Raw genomic sequence first — 24,756 nt, 5'->3', positions numbered from 1 at the left:
TTTGTAATCCGGAGATTTTGTTACTTGGAGAAAACCGCCTTGCGGACAGCTTCAATATTAGCATCTACTGTAATTGGTTCTGCAGATATATTAATGACTTCTTCAGGGTCCTTTAGCAGGTGACCCGTTGTAACACATACGACCGTTTCATCACGACCAATGACGCCTGCATCTACAAGTTTTTTAAGTCCTGCCACGGAAGTTGCACTTGCAGGTTCGACACCTATCCCTTCAAGTTGCGCAAGGTCCTTTTGTGCCTCTACAAGCTCTTCGTCTGACACTGCTTCAGAATTTCCACCTGACTCATAGATCGCCCTTAAGGCCTTTTTTGCATTGACCGGGTTGCCTATGCGTATTGCCGTTGCAATGGTCTCCGGGTTCTTTTCAGGGATTATTTCTTCAGTACCTTTTTTGAATGCTTTTGTGACCGGACATGCTCCTTCGGTCTGGATACCCGTCATTTTCGGGACACGGTCTGTAATCCCAAGTGTCATGAACTCTTTGAAGCCTTTGTAGATAGCAGCAACATTTCCTGCATTACCTACAGGAACAACGACCCTGTCAGGAACATTGAAACCAAGCTGGTCAACGATCTCATGACCAATGGTCTTCTGGCCTTCAAGTCTGTATGGATTAATAGAATTGAGCAGGTAGATCTTCTCTTCATCACAAAGCTGACGCACAAGGACAACTGCCTCGTCGAAATTTCCCCTGATGCTCAAGACCTTCGCGCCGTGTATCAATGCCTGTGCTACTTTTCCAAGGGCTACCTTCCCTTCCGGAAGTAATACGATAACAGGCAGTCCTGCTTTAGCACCGTAGGTGGAAAGGGATGCAGATGTGTTCCCTGTGGATGCACATGCCAGCGTCTTCATACCAAGCTCTATTCCCTTTGAGACTCCGACAGTCATTCCCCTGTCCTTGAAAGAACCGCTTGGATTCAAGCCTTCATGTTTGACGTACAGCTCTTTGATTCCGATCTTTTCAGCAAGCCGATCGCAACGGTAGAGTGGTGTGCCACCTTCCTGGATGCTTACAGGGTTTGCCCCAGTCGGCAATAATACCCTGTATTTCCATACAGATGGTGCTTCAGTCCGGAGCTTTTGCATATCGATCTCAATAGCAGAATAGTCATAGATAACATCGAGCAACCCGCCACATTTGCAGGTATAGATAATTTCTGACTTTGTATACTTTTGACCGCATTCTATGCATTCCAGATGGTACATCAAAGGTCTCCTCAAAATAAGAGCATCAATGGTCTCATTATAGTGTCTAATTATAATGTGTTTAATAAATGACAACCTAAATAAAAGAAGCGGAATAAACGTTTTGCTTTAAGGTCTGCTCTTTTCATTTCGCGGTCCCGACCGTTATACTTATTGTATGAAAATATCATCCTTTACACCTATGGATATCCGGCTTGTAGAAGGTTCACTTTTCATTGATGATCTGCGCTCATATCTAGGGAGTCTCTCCGCAATGGCATCAGAACATGATGTTGTCATACAGGGGATCAATGCAGACAGGATCGCAGGCAAGGAACATGTGGATAGTGCCATCAAAAAAGCCATGCGTTCTATGGACAACGGTACAAATGTCGCCAAGGACATTGGTGTTGAGATCATGCGCTATGCTTCCGGAAAACGACAGATCGGTGAAGCCTTTTCAATTGGTCTTACGGAAGGCCAGATGAATGTGCTATTTATCGTCATCGGGGAAACGTTTTCAGTAGAATGTGCTGTGGAAAGTCTCTCTGGTTCAATGGAGTCCGCATCGGTACTGGATTATTCCGATTCCAAAAAGGATGCTATCGTTTCACAGTTCTGCATAACCAGGGATGAGCTTGATGCTGTGGGGGATGAAAAGATCCCTGAGCTGGTACTGGAACGCGTTGCTCTTGTGGATGTCCTGAAATAAGTATACTCCGGCAGAAAAGTGGGGCCGGTGGAAAATATTAATAACTTTGGAACATTAGTCGCTACATACATTTATTGGAGATGATATTTTGCCTCACCCAAAGACAGCAGAAAACATGATGAAAAGTGCAGGTCCTATTGAGACTGCCTTGTTACCCAGCCTCGTTCACGTTACAGAGGCTGCAGCGATTGCCGCTTCCTATCAAATGGGAAGAGGAAACAAGAACTATGCCGATCACGTTTCTGTGGAAGCCATGCGCAGGATGCTGAACTGTCTTGATTTCAAAGGTGTTATCAAGATCGGTGAGGGTGAGCGCGATGAGGCTCCTATGCTGTACATAGGTGAGGAAGTCGGTACCGGTGAAGGTGACATTGCAGTAGATATTGCAGTGGACCCTCTTGAGGGAACGAACCTTACTGCTGACGGAACACCTGGTTCCATCTCGGTCATGACAATGGCAGAACCAGGTGGATTGTTCCACGGTCCGGATGTCTATATGGACAAGATCGTGGTAGGTTCCCAGGTCGTAAAGTACGAGAAGGAACACCCTGATGAGAAGATCGATCTTGATGCTCCTGTTAAGCAGAATCTAGAGATTGTTGCAAAGGCACTTAACAGGGACATCGAGGAACTGGTCGTAGTCATCCTTGACAGGGAACGCCACGAGAGCAAGATCAAAGAGATCCGTGCAACCGGTGCACGTGTGAGTCTTGTTACTGATGGAGACCTGATGCCTGGTGTTTCAACGGCGATCAGGGGTTCAGGTGTGCATGTTGTCATGGGTTCAGGCGGCTCAGGTGAGGCAGTCCTTACGGCCTCTGCTATAAAGATACTCGGCGGCAAGGTCCTTGCAAGGCTTGTCCTTCCATCAGTTGCTAATGGAATGTCTGATGAAGAGATCGAAAAGGAAAAGGCAGAGAAGATGCCAAGGCTTAAGACCATGGGAATCACCGAAGAGAACATAAATGATGTACTTGACACGGACAAACTTGTGCCCGGTAAAGATGTTATCTTTGCAGCATCAGGTATTACTCCAGGTCAGTTCCTGCATCAGGTCAACCTCTTTGGTGGCGGCGATGCAAGAGTGAACAGTATTTCCATGGGAAGTTCCGGTGTTGTAAAGTTCACCGATTCTATCTACATAGGGGACAAAGAGGATACTCCACTGCGTCTGTAATTTTTAAAAAATGAAAGTACATGTCCTAACATACGGATGCTCGGCAAACCAGGCATCGTCCGAGATCATGATCGCTTCGGTCAGAGATCTTGGGCATGAGCTTGTTGATGAAAAGGATGCCGATGTGGTTGTGATCAACACATGTACTGTTAAGTATGCCACCGAACAGAAGATCCTCTTCAAGATCGAGGATCTCGGACACAAAGGTGTAGATGTGGTGGTTACCGGATGCATGCCACAAGTGCAACTGGAAGCAATACTTGAGAAGAACCCTGATGCACATATCCTTGGCGTTAATTCCATTGCAAAGATCGGCAAGGTCCTGAATGTCATCGAAGATTCCCGTAATGGCGGTTCACGTGAAAGGGTGCAGTTATTAAGTACCGAACCGGAAGGTTTCCTTAAGACTGCTCATTCAAGGTTCAATCCAAATATTCATATCTGCCAGATCTCGCAGGGTTGCGATTACAGCTGTGCTTACTGCATTGTGACGATTGCAAGAGGCAAGCTCAGATCCTTTGATGCGGATTCAATAGTAGAGGATGTTCGCATGGCAGTTTCGGAAGGATGCCGTGAGATCTGGCTGACCTCGCAGGATAATGGTCAGTATGGTACTGACAGGGATGTACTGCTGCCAGAACTTTTGAGGCGTATCGTGGCGATACCAGGCAATTTTAAGGTGCGTGTAGGTATGATGAATCCTTTTTCAGTAACGCCTATACTCGAGGACCTTATTGAGGTATTCAGGTCGGATAAGATCTACAAGATACTTCACCTTCCAATACAGTCTGCATCGGATGATGTCCTGAAAAGAATGAACCGTTTCCATAGTATAGAGGAAACCAACGCTATCATTGCACGCTTCAAGGAAGTCTTCCCGGAGCTTACAATATTTACCGATATTATCGTCGGTTTTCCCGGAGAGACCGATGAGGACTTTGACAGGACACTTGAATGGGTGAAAGAGATCAGGCCGGATAAGGTGAATATCTCCCGCTACACCCCACGCCCTCTGACAAAGGCACTTGAATATCGTAATATAGACAGCCGGATCGTTGTGAACAGATCTAACAAACTTCACCTTCTGTGCGATGAGGTCAAGTTAGGATCTAAACAAAAAATGGTCGGGTGGAAAGGTGAGGTCTTCGTATCCATGGATGCAAAGGTAAAAGGAGTGATGGCACGCACAGCTTCCTATAAGCCTGTGGTAATTCCCGAAGGATCAGTTCAGCCTGGAAGTTCATGCAATGTTGAGATCTACGATACAACATCAGGATATTTCCTTGCAAGGCTGATTGATTGATTGATTGATTGATTGATTGATTGATTGATTGATTGATTCTTTGTTGAATTATTTTTCGACCAATTGGTCGATGTTCCTTTATTTTATAACATCTTTCTCGTGAACGCTCTTGACTATTTCCTTGTTATAGGATTTGACAACATCACTTCTTGTGATTATTCCAAGCAGTTTAGTTTCATCAGTTCTGGAAACCACCGGCAGTCTTCCAATGTCCTTCATTGCAAGTCTTTTGAGTACAATATCCAGGGATTCATCTGGATATGCTACCACAGGATCAAGGGTTGCAATGTCACTGATCTTTGTGTCAAGTTCTCCATAATTCACTTTTTCACGCATATCTTCCAGGGTCACAATGCCGCGTAGCTTTTTATCATCATCAAGGACCGGGAATCCTGCATGACGGCTTGACTGCATAAGGTCAAGCAGGTCTTTTGCAGTATCGTTCATTGAGATCGTATGGACATCGGTTCTCATGTTTCCTCTTACAAGCATTGATTCCATTACGTTGATCTCCTTTCCCCGGCGAATTGTGAACCCACGTCTTTTGAGTACTTCTGTGAATATGGATTCCTCATGAAGACCGTTTGCGATCGTATTACTAACAACGCAGGCAAACATCAGCGGAAGTATTAGATTATAGTCCTTTGTGAGCTCAAAAAGGATCAGCATGGATGTAAGGGGAGCTCTGGCGGTACCGGCAAGGGTTGCTGCCATTCCGACCAGTGCATAGGCTCCGGAAACAGCTGTACTTGCGGGAAATAGTTCATGTACGATGGTTCCGTATGCACCACCCAGCATGGCACCTACGAACATTGAAGGGACTATGGAACCTCCTGCATTTCCTGATCCTATGGTGAACGAAAAAGCCAGGATCTTAAGGACAAGAAGTATCAGAAGCAATTGAAGGGTGAAGTTGTTAGCCAAAACTTCTGTGATAACATCATATCCTATGCCTCTTACCTGTGGGTAGGAATATCCAATGATACCCACAAAAAGTCCGCCAATAGCAGGTTTGAATGCAGGGTGTACCGGGATTTTCTGGAATGTATCATGAGTTATGTAGAGGGTTCGTATCAGTATAACAGATGCGATGCCGCAAAGGATGCCCAATACAAGATACAGACCGGATTCCCTGATGGGGTCTACAAGCCCGTAATAGGAAACTTCGATTGGGTGTACTTCGAAAATTAGGTTTGCAACAAGTGTCGCAAAGACCGAGGAAAGTACGATGGGTATGAATGTCCTCGTTTCAAGTTCTCCAAATATCACTTCTACGACAAAGACAACTCCTGCAAGAGGGGCGTTGAATGCCGCAGCTATGCCTCCGGAAGCACCACAGCCAAGAAATATCCTGTAACGGTTGTCAGGTGCATTGATCGCTTTTGCAAAAATGGTTCCGATACCTGCTCCGGCAAGGATCCCTGGTGCTTCCTTTCCTACGGAACCGCCTGTTGCGATCGAGACAATGGACAAAAGGACTTCCCGGAAAGCTTCACGTATCCGGATCCTTCCTCCGTGTAATGCAGTACCTTCGATAACTTCAGCTACATTGCATCGTTTCAGATCTTTGTAGAGGTGGGTAACAATCCCTACGAACAATCCTCCGATTGCAGGGATAAATATCACATAATATTGGCCTGAAATTCCTCCATTCCAGAACACTCCTTCTACATATTTCAAGCAAAGGTCATAGGCAACGATAGTAAGGCCTGTGAAGATACCTATCAGTACTGCCAGATTATTTGAGATCCCTGGTTCTGAATGCAATCTTTTGAATACTGCATCCTTTATGTTCGATTTTGAGAACCTGTTGTTCAAGAAGCGCCTCTTAGAAACACTAAATGGTTCTTTGGAAGAGCCATCAAGAATGAATTAAAAAGAACAGGAATCCCTGCTCTTTTGTACAATTAATATATGTGGACAACGCCTGTTCAGGCTTCCAGTCTTCCCAGTGTCTCGCAAAGGTTCTCGATGGTATCAATGACCGTTTTCATTCCGATCTCATCATCTTCCACTGGTTTCTGCGCAATGCCTCCAAAGTGAGCACCGTCTCCCACAGGCATCATGCCGTGAACAAGCATGCTGTCATGAATGCCCTGGATGGTCTTTTCCTGTCCGCCGTTACGTGATCCTCCGACTGCCATGACTGCACCGAACTTGCCTTTGAGCTGGAATCCCTGCCTTCTGAGAAGGACACTTCTGTCGAACAGTGCTTTGAGCTGTGCTGTCATTCCACCAAAGTAGACCGGGGATGAGAACACGATAGCATCTGCTTCTGCGAGCTTGGTGTATATGTCCTGCATGTCATCATTGATAGGACATTTCTCTCCGCGTGCACAGGTCCCGCATGCGATACATGGGTTGACCTTATTTTCGGAGAGCAGTATGCTTTCTGTTTCAAAACCTTTTGTTCCTGCGATCTCAAGAACTACGCTTATGATCTTCTCATTGTTGCCTTCTTTTGTAGGGCTTCCGGATATTCCTAGTATCTTCATATGATCACCGATATGCATAGGTAGTGCTTTATTACTAGCATTTTGGTATCGTTTCCGGGCTGTAACTTCTTAAACCTTTTGATTAACAGTTTTTACAGAAGTTCTTCTTCTTCTTCTTTGCTGAATGTCTCATCATTCGTCCATAATATTTTGAGCAAGACCTAATAAAAACCATTATCTACCTTTATCGTCAATATTAGTTAGAAAATTACAGGTATAACAATGCTTGAAAAATTATTTGAACCAACTTCTGTGGCGGTAATTGGTGCCTCCCGTACTAAGGGCAAAGTGGGGCGGGCGGTACTTGATAATCTTATCGAGAGCTATAACGGCGAGATAATTCCTATAAATCCGAAGGCTGATGAGATCCTTGGCCTGCGCTGCTATCCGACAATTCTGGATGCTCCCAATGCAGCAGAGCTTGCAGTAGTTGTTTTGCCTGCATCAATGGTTCCTGATGCACTGGAAAAATGTGGCCTTGCAGGTGTAAGTAATGTTGTTGTGATCTCTGCAGGTTTCAAGGAGTCGGGTATCGAAGGAGCGAAGCTGGAACGAAGGTGTGCTGATATCGTCAGGGAACATGGCATGCGAATGGTCGGTCCCAACTGTCTTGGTATCATTGACACAGGTTCCGGTCTGAATGCTTCCTTTGCTGCATCCATGGCAAAGAAAGGTAATATTGCAATGATGTCCCAGTCCGGTGCGATATGCACTTCTACGCTTGACTGGGCCGATTCCAGAGGTGTCGGCTTTTCAAAATTCATCAGTCTTGGGAACAAGGCAGACCTTTCTGAGAACGATTTCCTTCTGGAGATGGCTGATGATGATAACACATCGGTAATAGCAGCTTATCTTGAAGGTGTGAAGGACGGACCAAAGTTCATGGAAATCGCCCGCGCGGTATCACACAAGAAGCCTATAATTGTGGTAAAATCCGGAAGGACTGCTGTGGGTTCAAGGGCAGTATCTTCTCACACCGGTACGCTGGCGGGTTCAGATGAGGCTTACAATGCAGCATTTGCGCAGAGCGGTGTGATGCGGGCAGATTCCGTTGAGCAGATGCTCGACTACATACGTGCATTCTCCAGCCAGCCAGTTCCGGATGGTAAGAACATTGCCATAGTTACCAATGCTGGCGGCCTGGGCATACTGACAGCAGATGCCTGTCATTATGCAGGTCTTTCACTTTCTTCCTTTGATGAATCTACGATAGATCGCCTTCGAGAGAAACTATCTCCTGCGGCGAATCTCTACAATCCGGTGGATGTGCTTGGTGATGCACCTTCGGATATCTACGGATATGCACTTGAAACGATCCTTGATGATCCAAATGTTGATGGCATAATCGTACTGACATCACCACAGGCAATGACGGATGTTAAGAACATCGCTGAAGTGGTTGCAGAGAAGGCTGTTGCTTCCAAAAAGCCCATCCTGTGCAGCTTTGTCGGTGGTACCAGGATCGAGGAAGGCGAGGATATACTTGATCAGAATCACATCCCTAACTTTGCTTTTCCGGAAAGGGCAGTTTCAAGCATGGAAGCGCTATGCAACTATGGTGTGATAAAAAAACGTGTTCATCTGGAACCCGAGAAGGTCGCTGCGGATAAGGACGCGGTATCTTCCATATTGAAAAAAGCACTTTCTGAGAACAGGCATACTCTTGGACTGGAATCCTTTGATATCCTGAAAGCATATGGCATACCTATTGTGGGAACTTCCAACGTGAAGACCTTGCAGGAGGCGATCGATGCCTGTGAGGATATGGGATATCCTGTGGTAATGAAAGTACTGTCTGCTGACATTTCCCACAAGACCGATGTCGGAGGTGTTCGTATTGGCCTGGAGAATCGGGATGATGTTGAAAGAGCATACCATACCATGATGTCGGATGTAAGGCGATATATGCCAAACGCCGTTATATCGGGTGTGCAGATACAGAAGATGGTCACAGGTGGAAAAGAAGTTATCATTGGCATGAACAGGGATGTACAGTTTGGTCCTCTGCTAATGTTCGGTCTTGGGGGTACCTATGTGGAAGTTCTTAAGGACGTATCCTTCAGTGTTGCTCCCATAGGGAAGGATATCTCTCGAAAGATGGTCTCTTCGATCAAGACCTATCCTATCCTGACGGGTGTGCGTGGTGAAAGTTCTTCTGATATTAATTCAATAGTTGATACTCTTTGTAAGGTATCACAGCTTGTAATGGATTTCCCGGAGATCCTTGAATTTGAGATCAACCCGCTGATGGTGTTATCTGAAGGTCAGGGTTGCGTTGCAATGGACATCAGGCTGACCCTCGGGAGTGAATGAACATGCTGGCATTGACATTTGAGATAATTGAACGACAAAGGTGGTTATTGTGGCATCTATATTGATAAGTTCCTCTGAAAAATACTCGGGTAAAAGCTCCCTTTGTACGGGAATTGGTATCATCCTCCGGAACAAGGGTCATTCTGTCGGTTACATGAAACCGATAGGTAACATGCTGGTGGATGTTAATGGTGTTCTCTCCGATGAGGATGCAGAACAGATGCGAAAGGTCTTCGATCTGAAGGACGATATCAATAGTATCACTCCTATATTGCTGACCGACAATCTTGCAGAAGATGCTCTTGCAGGTGTTGAGAAACATTTTGACAGGACCCTTAGCAATGCATTCGCTGAAGTTTCGAAAGACAAAGATGTCGTTCTCATTGAAGGTACGGGTGGCATTGGGGGAGGCGCGATGTATGGTCTTTCTGATCCTCAGGTCAGTTCTATACTTGGAACAAAGATGCTTCTGGTGACGCGTTATGATTCTGTCTATGCTGTGGATCGCATTCTCTGTGACATTAAGTTGATAAATGATCCTGATATGCTTGCAGGCATTATACTCAACGAGGTCGATGAGGGCCAGATGACGTATGTTTGCGAACTGGTGGTCCCTTTCCTGGAGAGCAAGGGTATCAAGGTCGTTGGTGTTTTACCAAAGGACTCAACACTTCGCTCAGTTCCTATCTCCGAGATCGTGGAGGATCTACATGCTGAGGTCCTTGCTGGTTCAGAGCACCTTGAAGAGCTTGTTGAGCATTATCTTGTAGGTGCAATGGAGGTTAACTCGGCTATCAAGTATTTCCGACGCAACCCCGGCTCAGTTGTCATCACCGGAGGTGACAGGGCAGATATTCAGATGGCTGCCATTGAAGCGCGTGTGAAATGCCTTGTACTTACTGGTAATCTCCAGCCGAGTGGTGCGGTGCTGGGAAGTGCGGATGAAGCAGGAATTCCTGTGGTGCTTGTTCGTGGTGATACCATGTCAACCATAGGCAGGATGGAAGGTCTGATCGGACATGCAAGGTTCAGACAAGAGCATAAACTTGATCGAATGGTCGAGCTTATCGAGAACAATGTGGACATTAATAACTTGTTATCAATTATAGGTCTATGATATCTGGTAAATTTCAGATAGATATAGATAAATATAAAATTGGTATATAGTGTCGTGCATCGCATTCATTTCGATAAAAAACAATATTATCTTACGAATCCAAATATTTATACTGGTGATGAATACCTTGACTGCTAAAGATTTTCTCACGATCGACGATTTTGACATTGAGGATAGAACAATTCTTGTGAGGGTTGACCTGAACTCCCCAATGGATCCGGAGGGTGGCATTCTTGATGATATGAGGATCAATAGCCATATTCCTACTCTGAGGGCCCTTGAGAACGCTAAGGTCGTACTTCTCGCCCACCAGAGCCGGCCCGGGAAGAACGATTTTTCAACTATGGAGGCACATGCACGGATAATGTCCAGACTACTTGGTCGCAAGGTGACCTATGTTGATGATATCTTTGGCACGTATGCAAGGACAAGTATATCTACGATGGAGAATGGGGATGTTATACTTCTTGAGAATGTGCGTTTCTATTCGGAAGAATCCCTGAAAAGACCTGTAAGCGAACAACAGGGCACTCACATGGTACGACAACTGGCTCCGCTATTTGATATTTTCCTCAATGATGCTTTTGCAGTATCTCATAGGTCACAATTGTCCATCGTTGGCTTTACCGGACTGCTTCCATGTGGTGCCGGGCGTTTGATGGAGCGTGAGATCACAGCTCTTGACAAGAGCCTGAAAGGGAATGAGTGCCCTTGCATATTCGTACTTGGGGGTGCTAAAGCGGATGATTCCATCAAAGTTGCAGAGAACGTTCTCTCCAGTGGTGGTGCTGACAGGGTTCTTGTCACAGGTGTTGTGGCAAACGTCATGCTTGCTGCATCAGGTGTTGATATTGGCGAACCCAATATGAAGTTCATAGAATCCCAGGGATACCTTGATCAGATCGATAAGGCAAAACAGGTCCTTGACAGGTTCGAAGGGAGGATCGGTCTGCCTCGGGATGCTGCATTGAATGACGGTGGCAACCGGATCGATGTAAGCATTGAAAAGGTAGCTTCAACGACCCTTCCGATAAACGATATTGGTCTTGAAACGATCGTTGCATATTCCAGTGAGATCGAGAACGCAAAGACCGTTGTCCTGAACGGTCCCGCAGGTGTTTCGGAGATCGATGGTTTTGAGATCGGGACCTTTGAGATAATAAAGGCTGCGGCGAATGCTGAATATTCGATCGCAGGCGGCGGCCATATTACTGCTGAAGTGCGCAATATGGGTTATGAGGACAAGTTCTCCCATATAAGTACTGGCGGCGGTGCATGTATCGATTTCCTTGCCGGGGATGCACTACCCGGTATAGAGGCCTTAAAGGTGGCTGCAAAGAGATATCTTGAAACTGAATGAATATTGGCATGGGGGTTGAGTATGCTCAGTGATTCCGAAGGTAGAAAGGCTGTAAGTCTTGCAAGGGATACTATTGAACTGTTCCTTGAGAATGGAAAAAAAATGCAGGTATCCGATTTGCCGGAAGTTTTCAATGAATTGCGCGGGGTCTTTGTGACCTTGACCATCGAAGGTGATCTGAGAGGATGTATCGGTCATCCGTATCCGGATTCTCCTTTGAGTGATGCTATCATTGATTCTGCTATCTCGGCAGCAACAAGGGACCCTCGTTTCCCTGCAGTGGGTATCTCAGAGATGGGTGACATTGTTGTGGAGGTCACTATACTGACACAACCTGAGCTTATCGATGTGCCTCCTCAAAAGCTACCGGAAGTTATAGAAGTCGGCCGACACGGTCTTATTGCTAAGGACGGTCCATACCAGGGTTTACTGCTTCCACAGGTGGCACCTGAGAACGATTTTGATGCAATCGAGTTCCTGAGCCACACCTGCTTAAAGGCTGGTTTGGCACACGATGCCTGGCTTACAGGTGCACAGATGTACTGGTTCGAGGGTCAGATCTTCAAAGAGATGCGCCCGCGGGGCGACGTTGAAGAAGAAAAGTTCAATTCATGTTGTAAGTGAAGAGGGTGTGGATTCCTCTTAACTGTATTTTTCCATCTTTTTCAGAAGAGCTTTGACACTGGTCTCAAGCTCATTGGCAGATTCTCCGATCATGAGGTTTACAAGACCTTCTGGCCCCAGTGTCCTGAAATCTGTTTTAATACCTATTACCGTCTTGTTCTTTGCATAGGCATATCCGATCTCCCATGCTGTCCCGGAATCGACATCAGTACCACCATCAAGAACAGCGACCACTATGTCACAGGCATCGATGGCTTCAACATTTAACTGGAAGATATTACTGGAATCCATGTCCTCTCTTGCTGCTTCTGTGTCGTTCGAATCCTCCTGTGGTACAAATACCGAGAATCCAATCTCTTCCAGTGCAGTTTCCAGCTTTTTGTTGAATTCCTGTTCAGCTTCAGAGAACAGGGGTGCTGCAAGATATATTTTTTTAGTTATGCTCATTTTATCTCCTTGTCTTAATTCTGCCCTCTAATAATGTAAGTTAAGATTCATAATCATTCTGGAGACTTTAACTGTAGTTGAACTTTTGTTGATAAACTCAATTTCCGATCGTTAGTTTTAGTTGATTACTGATGTTATTGATCTGAATCTCTTTTGCAAGGCGAGCGTTCAAATTTTTGAAATGTAGTTAAAAATAGGGTTAAATTTATTTTTAAAAATTCCTTTGAAGATGTACCTGTAGGGACTATTTCTCAAGATGCTCATGTGCAAGAAATAGCAAAGAAAGTCGAAAAGTTGGGGCGAAAACTTTCCTGCTAATTTGATACCAATTTTAAATTATTTCTGTGATCTTGAAGATCACAATGCTTGTAAAGACTACGAGAAGTGTGAATATGCTCATATTAAGAGATGTAGCTAACGCTTTTTTCCAGTACTTTGAAGCAGATAAGATCTCTTTTGCGGACACTAGAAATATAAAAACAATGAATGTTGGTATATCATATTCAGTTAATCCTATATCTGTTATCATTGATACCACAGTAGATGATACAACACTAGTAGTTGAAATTATGCTCGTTAGCATTTGGTACATTATCTCCTAATTAAATCATTGGTAGTATACTATAAGGATTTTATGAAATTATATTTGTTATTATATGTCTTATCATTAATTAAAATATATCTATGATATGTCAAAAGAATGTTCTTATTTGATTGATATATTTCTTCTTAATTCAATAAATCCGATTGAAGCAATTGATATGATCAAAAATACTAGCTCAACTATCAACTTGGTATTTTCTGTAGCTAACTCTGGAGTATTCAATTAGGGAGTTACGATGTGAGGGAGCAGTCCAAAGAGTAGTATGTTCACAAATCCCTGTGTCATCGTCACAAGGAATAGATTTCTTCTTATTAAATACATGGTTCCAAGCACAAAACCTGCAAACCCGGAAAATGCTATTTCATATGGCGTACCATATCCGGAATGCATAACTGCGAAAAGTATAGTTGCAAGGATAAGTCCCTGGTACTTGCCTATCATTTCTTCAAGCTTCGTTTGCAGTATTGATCTGAATACAAGCTCTTCGATAAGACCTACAAAAAATATCATGATGATGGATATTTTAAGCAAGTTCAATAATGATATATCCGGTATGAGGTAACCGGGTTTGATGATAACGAATTCTCCTGCTGCAATCACAATACTTGCTATCAGGACAAGAGGGAGGTCATAGTACCTTATATTCTTGTTAATGCCAAGTTGTGAAAGTGAGATGTCCTGATCCTTTACAAGAATATATATCGGTATTGCTAGAGTTGCATAGATGAATGCATAGGAATGAAGTGTCATCTCAAAGAACACTGGCATTGATAGATTGAGTATCCTCAGTAAGGACAGAAGAATAAATGCATATGCTATATGCTGTCTGTTCTTATCGTTAAATATCATTGTGGACAACGTTAACATTATCAGCAGGATCAAATGTGTCCATATCGTGATTTTTGTCATGCCAGAAAACAATGACATTTCCGCGATTATTATCATCAATGAAGGGATTGCTATAACAAGAAGATCAATCTGTAATTGGTCCATTCTCCTTATTTTGTTAAGGAGTTTGTTCTCTACAACAATAGCTTCAACTTCAGTTTCAATTTCCATTTCAAACCTCGCTTACATCGATCCATAAATGGAGGTCTCTATATGACTCTGCCATGTTCTTATCTTTGTAGAGCAGGAATTGCAGTTTCATGTCTTTACCTACAGATGGTGGTGTAAAAGTTACTTCTTTCTCCCACGTTTCGTTGTGCGGAATGGTTATGTGAAACAATTCCTGATCAATTTGTTGTGACTTATTATCAAGCATTAGCTTTATGGAATATTCAGTATCTGCATATTCGTGGTTTACAATTCCAATGATTACGGTACCATTTTGACCAAGCTGTAGGTCTGTGGGATATCCATCAGCCATTCCATCAGGTCCAAGGATATAGAATTCAGTAAATTTTTCTCCTTCCTTTGGTGTGACAACCACGTATGCAAGAGTTAATATTGAGGCTACTATTGATAACACCAGAAGGATTGTCAGTATCTGGTCAAGTTTGTTCTCCGGCTTTTTTGAGATCTCATCTTTCAATGAAATATATGCTGAGGAAAAAGGTACATTGAACTGATCTTCCTCAGGCAAGGAATTTCTCCTGAACATTGCTACTATACACATTATGATGGTGAATGCAGAAAGTGATATTAGTATGGGGTAAAGCCTGATTCCCCATGTTGTATAGTTGAGTGCAAGGCCAATAAGGGGAACTACTGCAATACTCAGGCCAAAACTAAGTGCGAATCTCTCGATCCCATCCAGGTCATCCTTGGCTGGGAAAAGTGCTGCTATCAATGCATAACCTGGTAAGAACAGCACTATTGGAAGCCCAAGGGCAGTTCGTATGGGCGTGTTGCTCAAAGTGGGGACCATTATGAATATGCAGGTAAGTAGAACAAGTGCTATGACAACCTGTATATCAGAGGGTATATTATTTCGATATTTCATTGTTACTTCTCAATGGATTGTATTTTGCTACATACCTAATTTATGTGTCATGCCTTATAAATATGGTTGAAAAGTTTTGGACAGCATTTAGCGTTTGCAGTTCAAATGCAAAAAGGTACTAGTACATTTGAATCTCTACATTATAAACATTTTGACTACATTATCTATAATTATTGTATAATTGAAATAAAGTCAAAAGCAGATTACATATTCGTGTGTAGGTTGAAGTAAAGAAAAGTGGTTTGATTATCTGGTTCAAAGAAGCAAGTCACAAAAGTTTTCAGTTGCTTTCATGGTTGTATGTGTGACATAAATTTCCAGATTAGAGATTAAGCACAACTGGATAAAAGTACTGTAAAAATAACAACCTTAATTAATCTTGGAACTATACATAAATGCATGACCGATATGATCAATGCAGGAATAGTCGGTGCCTCCGGTTACACAGGTGGCGAACTGATGCGCCTGCTTTTGAACCATCCTAAAGTTAACATTGAAGCAGCAACGTCCCGCAGATTGTCCGGGGATGCTGTAAGTGATACTCACAAACACCTGCGTGGTTTTTCTGACCTTAAGTTCGAAGATCTTGGTCCGGAAGAGATCAAAGAGCGGTGTGATGTTGTTTTTGTGGCCGTTCCTCATGGAACCGCAATGAACATAGTCCCTGAGCTTATCGACAACGATGTGAAGGTCATTGACCTGAGTGCAGATTATCGTTTGAAGACCGATATTTTCGAAGAGGTCTATGGAATGGAACATGCTGATCCCAGAGATGCGGTGTTTGGGCTTGTCGAGCTTCATCCTGAGATAAAGGAACAGTCATTCATTGCAAATCCGGGATGCTATCCCACAGGGGCAACTCTATCTGCAGCTCCACTTGCTGCTGGCGGGCTTCTCAAAATGGCTATATTCGATTCCAAATCAGGAATTACAGGTGCGGGTATCAATCCAACACCAGCATCCCATTATCCTAACATGGCAGAGAATGTGCAGGCATATAAGTTGACGACACACAGACACAGGGCGGAGATCTTCCAGGAACTGAATCGTCTGGACAGTAAACTTACTGACGTTAGTTTTACTCCACATGTTATTCCATCCATTCGTGGAATTCTGACAACAGCCCACCTGTTCGTAAATGACAGCTTGTCAGTGGAAGATGTCAGAGATATTTATACTGATTTCTACAAGGACAAACCCTTTGTCAGGGTACTGGATGACATCCCATCCCTTGGTGCTGTAAGGGGTTCTAATTTCTGTGACATCGGATTTGAAGTGGACGCTAATAATGGTCGCATTGTTGTGATCTCAGCGATAGACAATCTTGTAAAAGGTGCTTCAGGGCAGGCGATCCAGAATATGAACGTGATGTGTGGATTTGATGAGACCACAGGTATCTGGACTCCGGCAACTTCACCATAAATAACGAAAAGGAGATATGATCATGAAAGTAAAGGATATTATGAGCAGCAGTGTTATTGTATGCAGTCCTGAAGATTCCATCAGTAGTGTCGCACAGTTGCTGAAGAAAGAGGACATAAGTGGCGTTCCTGTTGTTTCTGGCAGTAATGTCATGGGTATTGTCTCAGAAGGCGACCTTCTAAAACTTCTGGAGATCCCTGAACATGGCGGTCTGTGGCTTCCCAGTCCATTTGAGGTTATTGAGATACCCATACGTGAACTCATCAGCTGGGAGGATACCAAGAAGATGCTTTCAGATGTGGGTTCAAAACCGGTCAGCGATATCATGGAGAAAGATATTTTCACGGTGAGCCTTGAAAGTTCCGTTGAAGATGCTTCCAAATTGATGACAAAACATAAAATCAACAGGCTTCCGGTTCTCGATGGCGATAAGCTTGTGGGTATAATCACACGTGGGGATATAATTCGCGGTCTTGCAGGTATTTAATGTGGTTTAAATGAAAATTATAGATGGCGGGATATGTTCAGTAAAAGGTGTACGTTCTTACGGTATCAAGCCGGGAAAGATGGGGCTTGCGGTGATCGTAGGTGAAGGGAATGCAGCAGGTGTTTTTACCAGAAATAAAGTGATAGCTGCTCCTCTGGTCGTGACCCGCGAAGCACTTCAGAAGAATGGAAAACTGGTTGCTATAATCGCTAACAGTGGCAACGCAAATGCTTTTACCGGTGAGGAAGGTCTGGCCGATGCCAGGGAGATGGCATCTGTCCTTTCGACGAAACTTGGGGTTGACAGTGAGCTTGTTGGCGTGGCATCCACAGGTGTGATCGGAAGAAAACTTGATGTTGGCTGGATAAAGGACAACATCGATGAAGTTGTGGGTTCGCTTACATCATCTCCTCAGGGAAACAGCCAGGCTGCACGTGCTATTATGACGACGGATACCGTTCCGAAGATGGCTGCTGTTGAACTTAATTCTGGCATTTGTATTGGTGGTATTGGCAAAGGTTCAGGAATGATCGAACCGAACATGGGTACTATGCTCGGTTTTGTCTACACGGACGCTGAAGTTGCTACCGATGTCCTTGATAGTTGCCTGAAAAAAGCTGTGGACAAGAGCTTCAATATGGTTGTGGTGGATGGGGATACCAGTACCAACGACATGGTGTTGCTTACAGCCACAGGTGCTTCCGGAATAAAGCCTGATATGGACGAGTTCCAGCATGGGCTTGAGCATGTCCTGACAGATCTTGCAAAACAGATCGCAAAAGATGGGGAAGGTGCTACAAGACTTATAGAGGCACAGGTAAAAGGCGCGGTTTCTGAGGCAGATGCCAGGCTTGTTGCAAAGGCTATTGTCAGGTCTCCACTTGTCAAATCCGCGATCTTCGGTAAGGACCCTAACTGGGGAAGAGTTGTGGCAGCAGCAGGTTATTCCGGTGCAGAGATGGATCAGGGTAAGATATCGCTTGCATTTTCTAATGGTCCGGACTCTGCAGTTCTGGTTGATAACGGAAAAATCGTATCAGAGGACAATGAGCTGCTAGAAAAGCTTGGTTCTATCATGGGTAGCCCGGAGGTAATTATTAAAGTAGGTCTCCATATGGCTGATTACTGTGCAACAGCATGGGGCTGTGATCTTACATACGATTATGTGAAGATCAATGCCGAATATACTACGTAAAATGGCCGTTCCGGCTTTTTAAATTTGAAGGTGATCTTATGGAAATAAGGGAGTGGGATTCTGTTTATCATAAGTCCTATGAGGACATTCTTTCGTCTATTGGAAATGTCAGGGGAATATTTGTTGCATATAACAGCAATATCGATGCCGTCAAGCACATCGGTGCGGAGGATATTGAGCATCTGCTGATGAATGTGGATATATCAGAGGTCCGGGAGAAGGTTTTCGAGTATCCGCGCCAGATCGATTCTCCTTCTGATCTTGTTGCAAGACTTATAATCGCTATGCGTGACGGAAAGGCTGCAGAGGTGCCGACGAATACAACAGACATCCATGACTGGCTTACTGACCATCTGGTATTTGATTCTGCACGAATGGGTGGGCAGGCAGGAATCATCTCCAATCTTCTTGCATCCCTGGGAGTTGAAAAGGTCATTACCTATGTACCATGGCTTTCTGAGGAGCAGGCAGAGTACTTTGTTGATTCTGAGAACCTGCTGTTTCCTGTGGTGGAAAACGGGGAGCTTGTTCTAAAGCATCCAAAAGAGGCCTTTGATCCCGATAACAGTCCAAAGGTCAACTGGATACTGGAATTCTCAAAGGGAATGGAGGTGAAGTTCGCGGGAGAGCATTTCGTCATTCCAAGGGATAATCGTCTGATCATCTCTTCCCGGCCAAAGTGGATCCGTATCGAGATGGACCCTGAGCTTTACGAGAGGATACCCCAGTTGCAGGCGGATATTAACGGTGCCATACTTGCAGGTTACCAAATGATAAGGGAAGAATACGAAGACGGTTCCACCTACATGGACTATGTTGAGAAGGCCGTAAGTGTCATCGAAGAGCTCAAGGAGGGCAATCCTGACATCCGTATACATGTGGAATTCACCTCGATACAGAACAAGGTGATCAGGACGGCAATACTCAACCATATCGTCCGGAAGCATGTGCATTCCCTTGGACTTGACACCGTTGAGGTTGCCAATGCACTTAACGTTCTCGGTTTTGAGGAGCTGGCCTATTCTGTCATCAATAAGGGTGAGAATGCTATCATTTCCCTTTACGAGGGTGCGGTGAAGCTCCTGAGAGACCTTAAACTTGAAAGGGTGCACATCCATTCCCTTGGGTTTTACATATGTCTTGTATCGAAAGACTGTCCGGTATCCGTTGAGGACCATCGCAATGCCCTGTTGTTCGGATCAACGGTTGCAGCTGCAAAGGCATCCCTAGGTGAGATCCTTTCCCTGGAAAGTACGGAGTCAGGTCTTAAGGTTCCTGTATCCGACGAAGGGCATAGGGAGCTTGAAAAGCTTGAGAAACACCTTGTAAGAAGCGGTATGTCCAGCATGGAGGATTTCGAGAACGGATGTATCTGCACTCCATGGTATGATGCGATCATTGTCCCGACAAAGGTGGTAAGTGAACCTGTTGCAACCGTGGGTATTGGAGATGCTATTTCTGCGGCTTCATTTGTGGGATTTCTTTCTAAGCTTAAGTGAGGGATTTGCATGAAGGTCCTTTGCGGATATAATGTGAACATCGATGCTGTGTATCGGATGACTGCCGAAGAGATCACCGGCCTTGTGGATCTTGTGGATAAGGGGGAAATGGTTGACAGTATTTTTGATCCTCCGGGTGAGATCAGATCGCTTCCCGATCTTGTGGCAGGACTGGTGCTTCATATGCAGCAGGGCACAGGCGGGGAATGGTTCATTTATTCGGATGATATCTTCCGTTTCCTGAAAGACCGTTATTACGAGAAAAGCGAGGTCCGCCTAGGGGGTAATATGGGGATAATGGCAAACGTCATGTCCCATATGGGTGCAGAGCAGGTCGTCATGAATGCGGTTGGTGATATCGGTGCAATAAGGCCATTGATGTCAGGTGAGAACCTTGTTTTTGCAGGTGGTTCTGCTCCACAGGATGCTTCAACTTCCAAAGATTCAAATGAGATAATTCATTTTGTTTTTGATTTTAGCAGTGGGACCAGATTCGAGATACTCAGGAAAGAGGTGATAGTACCCCGGGAGAACCGCTTCATTGCCACGTATGATGACATCAATACGGAGCTTACCATCACGCCTGAGTTCGAGGAATACAGCCGTGAGCATGTAAGTGAGATGGATGGTGCGATCGTTTCAGGTTTCAACCAATTGCAGGATGAATATTCTGATGGCTCCGGATACGGAGAGCGCTTTGAAAGGGCACATTCGCAATTAAAGGATTGGAAAGCACTTAATACTGATCTCCCCATCCATGTTGAACTGGGCCATTTCATGAGCATGGAAATGGGGGTGTTCATCTTCAACGAACTTGCCGGCACGGTGGATAGCATTGGAATGAACGAGGATGAACTGGTCATGCTTTCTGAACTGCATGGTGTTCCATTGGACATGATACGAAAAATGGATGCCTGTGCGATCCTCGATGCCTGTGTGAGGTGTGCTTCATCAACGGGCTTGAAGAAGATCATCCTGCATACCCGTGATTTCATGATGAGTATTTTTGCTGAAGGGGCTTCAACTCCGGTTCATGAGATGGAGGGCATGCAGTTCGGTGTTATGTGCGCGGCAGCTTTTGCAACATCAGGAAAACTGCCTGGGCGATCACAACTCGAGGATTCTGTTAGTGATCTTGCCAGAAGTGAAGAGGGAATGATACAGGCAGGTAAAGTGCAGGACCTCATCCATGGCGATGAGTTCGAGGATGGTGTATGCGGGGAGTACAAGGGTTATTCGGTTTGCATCCTTCCGACCATCATCTGTGAAGATCCGGTTTCCACTGTGGGGCTTGGGGATACGGTGTCTTCAGCTACTTTTTTGAGGTGGCTAGAACTTCATCGATTCAGATAACGTCTTTTTTTAACAATTTAGTCTAGAAAGTATTAACTTTTTATATTTAATTTTCACTAATCATAAGTAGGTTCACAGTTTTGATGTCTATAAGGAGTAAATTTTAACATGATAGGCATATCATCCTTTGCTTTTCACGAGCTTCCACTTTCAGAGGCACTTGAAAAGATCGAACCGATTGCAGATTGTGCAGAGATCTTCTCTGAAGGTGCACATGATCTCTTCCGCGAGGAAGAAATGGCATATTCATATGATCTGAAGTATACTGTCCATGCTCCAAGTACTGATATGAACCTGTCCAGCCTGAGAGAACCTATACGCCTTGCAGCCATTGGTCTGGTCGAAGAGATGGCTGACATGTGCAATGAGCTGGATTCTGATGTTCTGGTTATTCATCCCGGATATTTTTCCTATCCTGTGGAGTTTGTGCATGCACAGAGGGCATTTGAGAGGTCAATTGTTGATCTTGAGGACATCTCAAGGGATACGGGTGTCATGATGTGTATTGAGAACATGCCAAAATGGGATTGCTTTTTGCTCAGAAATCCGGATCTTGATCTGGGAGGCAATGGTTTCACTTTGGATGTCGGGCATGCGAACACACTGGGAAACCTGAATGATTTCCTTGAAATGGGGGACTCTATCTCACATTTTCACTTACACGACAACAATGGGGCAATTGATGAGCATTTCTTTATTGGTGGGGGGAATATTGATTTCCCATCATTTTCAGATTTGCTTAACAAAAATAAAGCGATTAAGGTCATAGAAAATAAGTGTGAAGAGGATGTTCTCAAAAGTTTGGAAGCACTTCATATTATGGGTATTAAATGAAACTCTGCTCAATGGACATTAGAAAAACAACCGTGGAGTTCACGCCGTGACAACAAGTTTATATATGATAAAACTACCTTTAAACTTATGAGTCAGTTAGATAATAAAGTCTTCCATGCCCTGGGAAGCGATACACGTGTCAGGATGCTTGAATTGCTTGATGAAGGGGAGAAGCACATATCTGAACTTGCCAGGATGTTAGGTATTTCTGTACCTGTGGCTGCAAAACATGTTAAGATATTGGAAGAGGCTGACCTTGTTGAGCGAAAGATCTTCGGGAAAACACATGTACTGAAGCCAAACAGGGAGAATATCTACCTTGCTATGAATGTGTTCGCACCTACAAAATCAATAGAGGTCGAAAAAGGTACAACGTTACTTGATGCTCTTAGAGGGGTTGCGGCTATCAAGGTCCAGAAGAAAGGTGACCGTGAAGTCATCGTTTCTACCGATGGCGAAGAAGGCCTTTATGTCTATGAGATAAACGGTGAGTTCTCGGAAAAATCTGTTCAGAACTGTGTCCTTGATGAAGACACGACAATAGAATGGAAGAAGCTGGAGCCTGTCACAAAGATCAAGCTTGACATACATGTGAAGGAATGATCTTCTCTTTTTTTTGGTAATAATACTTTCACTCCGCTTGGCTGGCGGTTATATAGCTACGCTGCAATCTATCAATTGATGATTGCTGATCGAAGGAACGAACAACACCTGACATTATCGGAGAGAATGAAATTACTCTCCTCAGGAACTAAATATGACAGTTGCAACCAGAGTGCAGTCTGCCATGCGTTCGGTCCCGATGGAAGATGCATACAACTTTATAAGACCTTATTATCAAATTCCTGTGCAGGCGAATGTGCTTATTGCCCGAATCGCTGTGAACGGGATACTCTGAGAGCAACAATTTCTCCTGAGGAGATCGCAAAGATTACCTGGTCCTTTTACAGAAGGAATGCTATAGAGGGCTTGTTCCTTTCTTCCGGCATAATGGGTGATGCCGAGCAAACCTCGCAGAAGCAATTAGAAGTTGTTGAGCTTTTGAGGGGGCAGGGATTCAAAGGTTACATCAACATACGAGTGATGCCGGGTACTCCCAAATACTTACTTGAGCAGATAGCTGAACATGCAAACAAGTTCGGTGTAAATGCAGAGACCACAAATTCAGTTAACTATTCGGAGATCTGCCCGAATTTCGATTACAAGAACGATGTTCTCCAGAGACTCAAATGGACAAAGGACCTCATACAAAAGAAGAGGAAAGAATATTCCGGGATGGGCAGGTTGGTCGGAGCCAACGATACCCAGTTCGTGGTTGGTGCAGTGTCGGAATCTGACAAGGATATTGTGAGAACTGTCGATAAGTTCATGGATAAATATGAGCTTCGAAGACCATATTTTATGAGCTTTGACCCTGTTCCTGATACTCCGCTTGAGGGCGGCAATCCCTCACCGAAATGGCGTGAACAGAGATTGTATCAGATGTCTTTCCTGCTGAAGGATTATGGGTTGAATGCAAATGATTTTGATGATGTCTATGATGAAAATGGTTTTCTTGGAAATTCCGATCCTAAAGTAATGCTGGCACAATCACAACCTGATCGATTTCCGGTGGATATCAATTCTGCGGATATGTCCGATCTGCTTCTGGTACCAGGAATCGGTCCGATAAGTGCGAACAGGATCATACGTACACGTCCCATAGCTTCTGAACAGGAACTCGCACGCATGGGTGTTGTTGTAACCCATGCACGCCCCTACATCTCGATAAACGGTTCAAGACAGGCAAATCTGACATCTTTCATGGGGGCATGTTCATGATAATAGCTTTCAGTCCTACTGTGGATGGTGTCCTGCTTGCCTGCTCCTGTTTCAGGGATAATCCTGGTGCTGAACTGGTTTTTGCAAAGGATGTACCGGAACTTGATCGCAAACTTAGTTTTTCAGGTTCTAATGAGCAAGTCCAAAGATTAGGTTTTACTCCTTGCGCAAGAATCGAATCTCTTTCAAAAGAGATCTTTGGCAAACGAAAGGCACGAATGGCACGCTTTGATCCGAACCCGAAACGTTATGTTGATCTTCTTCTCAGGCACAAGGACTGTGACCCGGTTGAACTGGTACAATTGATCATTTCCTGCAATGGGGATACTGATCAGCTTTATTCCGGCAAGGGACGGCTTGCAAAAAGGTACTACAATTACATGCGTGATGTGTCAAGGGCATATGAAAGACTATGCATGTTCTCACGACCGGAGTTCAAAGGTGGGATATTATCTGTTGTGATCGATTCGCCACACGATATAGGCGAACTTTTCTGCGGTTGGCTGGCAAGGAAGAATCCTGATGTTCCTGTTGCTGTTATGGTTAATTCCGTGGCATGGGTAGGCAATGGTGATCTCATAGGACTTGATCGCTTTGCAAAGATAACGTCAGCTTTTATTGAAAGTCTCCAGTCAACATCAGAATCAGATAATATTGATGATCTGTGGGATGTCTATTACGATTCGCAGATGATAGAGTCACGTCGAAATATCGGTCTTGCAAAGAAGGTGCAGCCAAAGTTCTCAGCTTCCATGAGCAAGATGGCGAAGAGGGACCGGTACAAGGTCGAGAGAGGTATATCCAGTTGCAGGCTGGACAGTTTTGCATGATCGATTGAAT

23 protein-coding genes are annotated in these 24,756 nt (G+C 44.4%); 17 read left to right on the top strand and 6 right to left on the bottom strand.

The annotated features are described in order from the left end of the window. Positions 1-20 precede the first annotated feature (20 nt). A complete protein-coding gene (gene thrC, locus J7W08_RS08175) occupies positions 21-1,229 on the bottom strand; it encodes a threonine synthase (protein ID WP_233084027.1) in 1,209 nt (402 codons plus the stop codon). A gap of 157 nt (positions 1,230-1,386) precedes the next feature. Here thrC and cgi121 point away from each other — a divergent pair, with 157 nt between their 5' ends. The 3 genes from cgi121 to J7W08_RS08160 all read left to right on the top strand — a co-directional run bounded on the left by cgi121 (position 1,387) and on the right by J7W08_RS08160 (position 4,400). Next, positions 1,387-1,920, top strand: a complete 534-nt coding sequence (gene cgi121 / locus J7W08_RS08170) for a KEOPS complex subunit Cgi121 (RefSeq protein ID WP_233084026.1) — start codon at positions 1,387-1,389, stop codon at positions 1,918-1,920. Between the two features lie 88 nt (positions 1,921-2,008). After that, entirely contained in the window at positions 2,009-3,097 is a 1,089-nt protein-coding gene (glpX, locus tag J7W08_RS08165) for a class II fructose-bisphosphatase (protein WP_233084025.1), read from the top strand. Positions 3,098-3,107: 10 nt separating this feature from the next. Continuing rightward, a complete protein-coding gene (locus tag J7W08_RS08160; RefSeq protein ID WP_233084024.1) occupies positions 3,108-4,400 on the top strand; it encodes a tRNA (N(6)-L-threonylcarbamoyladenosine(37)-C(2))-methylthiotransferase in 1,293 nt (430 codons plus the stop codon). Positions 4,401-4,478: 78 nt separating this feature from the next. Here the strand turns inward: J7W08_RS08160 and J7W08_RS08155 are convergent, their stop codons facing one another. After that, the gene (locus tag J7W08_RS08155) at positions 4,479-6,218 is read right to left on the bottom strand and encodes a chloride channel protein (protein WP_233084023.1); all 1,740 of its coding nucleotides are present in this window, start codon (positions 6,216-6,218) and stop codon (positions 4,479-4,481) included. Positions 6,219-6,331: 113 nt separating this feature from the next. Beyond that, the gene (locus J7W08_RS08150) at positions 6,332-6,895 is read right to left on the bottom strand and encodes a flavodoxin family protein (RefSeq protein WP_233084022.1); all 564 of its coding nucleotides are present in this window, start codon (positions 6,893-6,895) and stop codon (positions 6,332-6,334) included. 222 nt (positions 6,896-7,117) lie between these two features. Between J7W08_RS08150 and acs the strand changes: the two genes are divergently transcribed. The 4 genes from acs (at position 7,118) to J7W08_RS08130 (ending at position 12,309) form a co-directional block, all read left to right on the top strand. Then, entirely contained in the window at positions 7,118-9,208 is a 2,091-nt protein-coding gene (acs, locus tag J7W08_RS08145) for an acetate--CoA ligase alpha subunit (RefSeq protein WP_233084021.1), read from the top strand. A gap of 49 nt (positions 9,209-9,257) precedes the next feature. Next, positions 9,258-10,325 carry a phosphotransacetylase family protein gene (locus J7W08_RS08140; RefSeq protein ID WP_233084020.1) on the top strand — a complete coding sequence of 356 codons (1,068 nt, stop codon included), beginning with the start codon at positions 9,258-9,260 and terminating at the stop codon, positions 10,323-10,325. Between the two features lie 115 nt (positions 10,326-10,440). Then, positions 10,441-11,685, top strand: coding sequence for a phosphoglycerate kinase (locus J7W08_RS08135; RefSeq protein ID WP_233084019.1), 1,245 nt, complete (start codon positions 10,441-10,443; stop codon positions 11,683-11,685). Positions 11,686-11,706: 21 nt separating this feature from the next. Further along, positions 11,707-12,309, top strand: a complete 603-nt coding sequence (locus J7W08_RS08130; protein WP_233084018.1) for a TIGR00296 family protein — start codon at positions 11,707-11,709, stop codon at positions 12,307-12,309. Positions 12,310-12,327: 18 nt separating this feature from the next. Here J7W08_RS08130 and J7W08_RS08125 read toward each other — a convergent pair whose 3' ends face one another. Then, complete coding sequence (locus J7W08_RS08125) at positions 12,328-12,756, bottom strand: nucleoside 2-deoxyribosyltransferase (RefSeq protein WP_233084017.1); 429 nt, start codon at positions 12,754-12,756, stop codon at positions 12,328-12,330. Between the two features lie 350 nt (positions 12,757-13,106). Here J7W08_RS08125 and J7W08_RS08120 point away from each other — a divergent pair, with 350 nt between their 5' ends. Next, positions 13,107-13,358 (top strand): hypothetical protein, encoded by a 252-nt coding sequence (locus J7W08_RS08120; protein WP_233084016.1) that lies wholly within the window; start codon positions 13,107-13,109, stop codon positions 13,356-13,358. Between the two features lie 224 nt (positions 13,359-13,582). On the opposite strand, the gene J7W08_RS08115 is transcribed toward J7W08_RS08120, so the two are convergent. Together J7W08_RS08115 and J7W08_RS08110 are read right to left on the bottom strand one after the other, a co-directional pair. Continuing rightward, a complete protein-coding gene (locus J7W08_RS08115; protein WP_233084015.1) occupies positions 13,583-14,419 on the bottom strand; it encodes a CPBP family intramembrane glutamic endopeptidase in 837 nt (278 codons plus the stop codon). Position 14,420: 1 nt separating this feature from the next. Continuing rightward, a complete protein-coding gene (locus J7W08_RS08110) occupies positions 14,421-15,305 on the bottom strand; it encodes a DUF1616 domain-containing protein (RefSeq protein WP_233084014.1) in 885 nt (294 codons plus the stop codon). Between the two features lie 408 nt (positions 15,306-15,713). Between J7W08_RS08110 and argC the strand changes: the two genes are divergently transcribed. From argC to J7W08_RS08065, 9 genes are all read left to right on the top strand, one after another. After that, the gene (argC, locus tag J7W08_RS08105) at positions 15,714-16,727 is read left to right on the top strand and encodes an N-acetyl-gamma-glutamyl-phosphate reductase (protein ID WP_233085745.1); all 1,014 of its coding nucleotides are present in this window, start codon (positions 15,714-15,716) and stop codon (positions 16,725-16,727) included. Between the two features lie 22 nt (positions 16,728-16,749). Continuing rightward, positions 16,750-17,214, top strand: a complete 465-nt coding sequence (locus tag J7W08_RS08100; RefSeq protein WP_233084013.1) for a CBS domain-containing protein — start codon at positions 16,750-16,752, stop codon at positions 17,212-17,214. A 10-nt stretch (positions 17,215-17,224) separates the two neighbouring features. Next, positions 17,225-18,409, top strand: coding sequence for a bifunctional ornithine acetyltransferase/N-acetylglutamate synthase (argJ, locus tag J7W08_RS08095; RefSeq protein WP_233084012.1), 1,185 nt, complete (start codon positions 17,225-17,227; stop codon positions 18,407-18,409). A gap of 38 nt (positions 18,410-18,447) precedes the next feature. Continuing rightward, the gene (gene pfkC, locus J7W08_RS08090; RefSeq protein ID WP_233084011.1) at positions 18,448-19,908 is read left to right on the top strand and encodes an ADP-specific phosphofructokinase; all 1,461 of its coding nucleotides are present in this window, start codon (positions 18,448-18,450) and stop codon (positions 19,906-19,908) included. Between the two features lie 9 nt (positions 19,909-19,917). Further along, a complete protein-coding gene (locus tag J7W08_RS08085; RefSeq protein ID WP_233084010.1) occupies positions 19,918-21,261 on the top strand; it encodes an ADP-dependent glucokinase/phosphofructokinase in 1,344 nt (447 codons plus the stop codon). A 108-nt stretch (positions 21,262-21,369) separates the two neighbouring features. Beyond that, positions 21,370-22,095 (top strand): sugar phosphate isomerase/epimerase family protein, encoded by a 726-nt coding sequence (locus J7W08_RS08080; protein ID WP_233084009.1) that lies wholly within the window; start codon positions 21,370-21,372, stop codon positions 22,093-22,095. A gap of 87 nt (positions 22,096-22,182) precedes the next feature. Continuing rightward, positions 22,183-22,698: an ArsR family transcriptional regulator gene (locus J7W08_RS08075; protein WP_048195380.1), complete on the top strand. Its 516-nt coding sequence runs from the start codon at positions 22,183-22,185 to the stop codon at positions 22,696-22,698. Between the two features lie 126 nt (positions 22,699-22,824). Beyond that, entirely contained in the window at positions 22,825-23,916 is a 1,092-nt protein-coding gene (locus tag J7W08_RS08070) for a radical SAM protein (protein ID WP_233084008.1), read from the top strand. Beyond that, entirely contained in the window at positions 23,913-24,746 is an 834-nt protein-coding gene (locus J7W08_RS08065) for a DUF4130 domain-containing protein (RefSeq protein ID WP_233084007.1), read from the top strand. The genes J7W08_RS08070 and J7W08_RS08065 overlap by 4 nt, the downstream gene beginning before the upstream one ends. Positions 24,747-24,756 lie beyond the last annotated feature (10 nt).

This window comes from Methanococcoides orientis, assembly GCF_021184045.1.
Taxonomy (GTDB): domain Archaea; phylum Halobacteriota; class Methanosarcinia; order Methanosarcinales; family Methanosarcinaceae; genus Methanococcoides; species Methanococcoides orientis.
The sequence above is the reverse complement of the archived record's forward strand: the minus strand, read 5'-3'. Positions and strand labels throughout refer to the sequence as shown.

Excerpts from the sequence above, each read along its gene's own strand:
- thrC (WP_233084027.1), bottom strand. The coding sequence starts at position 1,229 with ATGTACCATCTGGAATGCATAGAATGCGGTCAAAAGTATACAAAGTCA.
- cgi121 (WP_233084026.1), top strand. The coding sequence starts at position 1,387 with ATGAAAATATCATCCTTTACACCTATGGATATCCGGCTTGTAGAAGGT.
- J7W08_RS08160 (WP_233084024.1), top strand. The coding sequence starts at position 3,108 with ATGAAAGTACATGTCCTAACATACGGATGCTCGGCAAACCAGGCATCG.
- J7W08_RS08150 (WP_233084022.1), bottom strand. The coding sequence starts at position 6,895 with ATGAAGATACTAGGAATATCCGGAAGCCCTACAAAAGAAGGCAACAAT.
- acs (WP_233084021.1), top strand. The coding sequence starts at position 7,118 with ATGCTTGAAAAATTATTTGAACCAACTTCTGTGGCGGTAATTGGTGCC.
- J7W08_RS08130 (WP_233084018.1), top strand. The coding sequence starts at position 11,707 with ATGCTCAGTGATTCCGAAGGTAGAAAGGCTGTAAGTCTTGCAAGGGAT.
- J7W08_RS08125 (WP_233084017.1), bottom strand. The coding sequence starts at position 12,756 with ATGAGCATAACTAAAAAAATATATCTTGCAGCACCCCTGTTCTCTGAA.
- J7W08_RS08115 (WP_233084015.1), bottom strand. The coding sequence starts at position 14,419 with ATGGAAATTGAAACTGAAGTTGAAGCTATTGTTGTAGAGAACAAACTC.
- J7W08_RS08110 (WP_233084014.1), bottom strand. The coding sequence starts at position 15,305 with ATGAAATATCGAAATAATATACCCTCTGATATACAGGTTGTCATAGCA.
- argC (WP_233085745.1), top strand. The coding sequence starts at position 15,714 with ATGATCAATGCAGGAATAGTCGGTGCCTCCGGTTACACAGGTGGCGAA.
- J7W08_RS08100 (WP_233084013.1), top strand. The coding sequence starts at position 16,750 with ATGAAAGTAAAGGATATTATGAGCAGCAGTGTTATTGTATGCAGTCCT.
- argJ (WP_233084012.1), top strand. The coding sequence starts at position 17,225 with ATGAAAATTATAGATGGCGGGATATGTTCAGTAAAAGGTGTACGTTCT.
- pfkC (WP_233084011.1), top strand. The coding sequence starts at position 18,448 with ATGGAAATAAGGGAGTGGGATTCTGTTTATCATAAGTCCTATGAGGAC.
- J7W08_RS08085 (WP_233084010.1), top strand. The coding sequence starts at position 19,918 with ATGAAGGTCCTTTGCGGATATAATGTGAACATCGATGCTGTGTATCGG.
- J7W08_RS08080 (WP_233084009.1), top strand. The coding sequence starts at position 21,370 with ATGATAGGCATATCATCCTTTGCTTTTCACGAGCTTCCACTTTCAGAG.
- J7W08_RS08075 (WP_048195380.1), top strand. The coding sequence starts at position 22,183 with ATGAGTCAGTTAGATAATAAAGTCTTCCATGCCCTGGGAAGCGATACA.
- J7W08_RS08070 (WP_233084008.1), top strand. The coding sequence starts at position 22,825 with ATGAAATTACTCTCCTCAGGAACTAAATATGACAGTTGCAACCAGAGT.
- J7W08_RS08065 (WP_233084007.1), top strand. The coding sequence starts at position 23,913 with ATGATAATAGCTTTCAGTCCTACTGTGGATGGTGTCCTGCTTGCCTGC.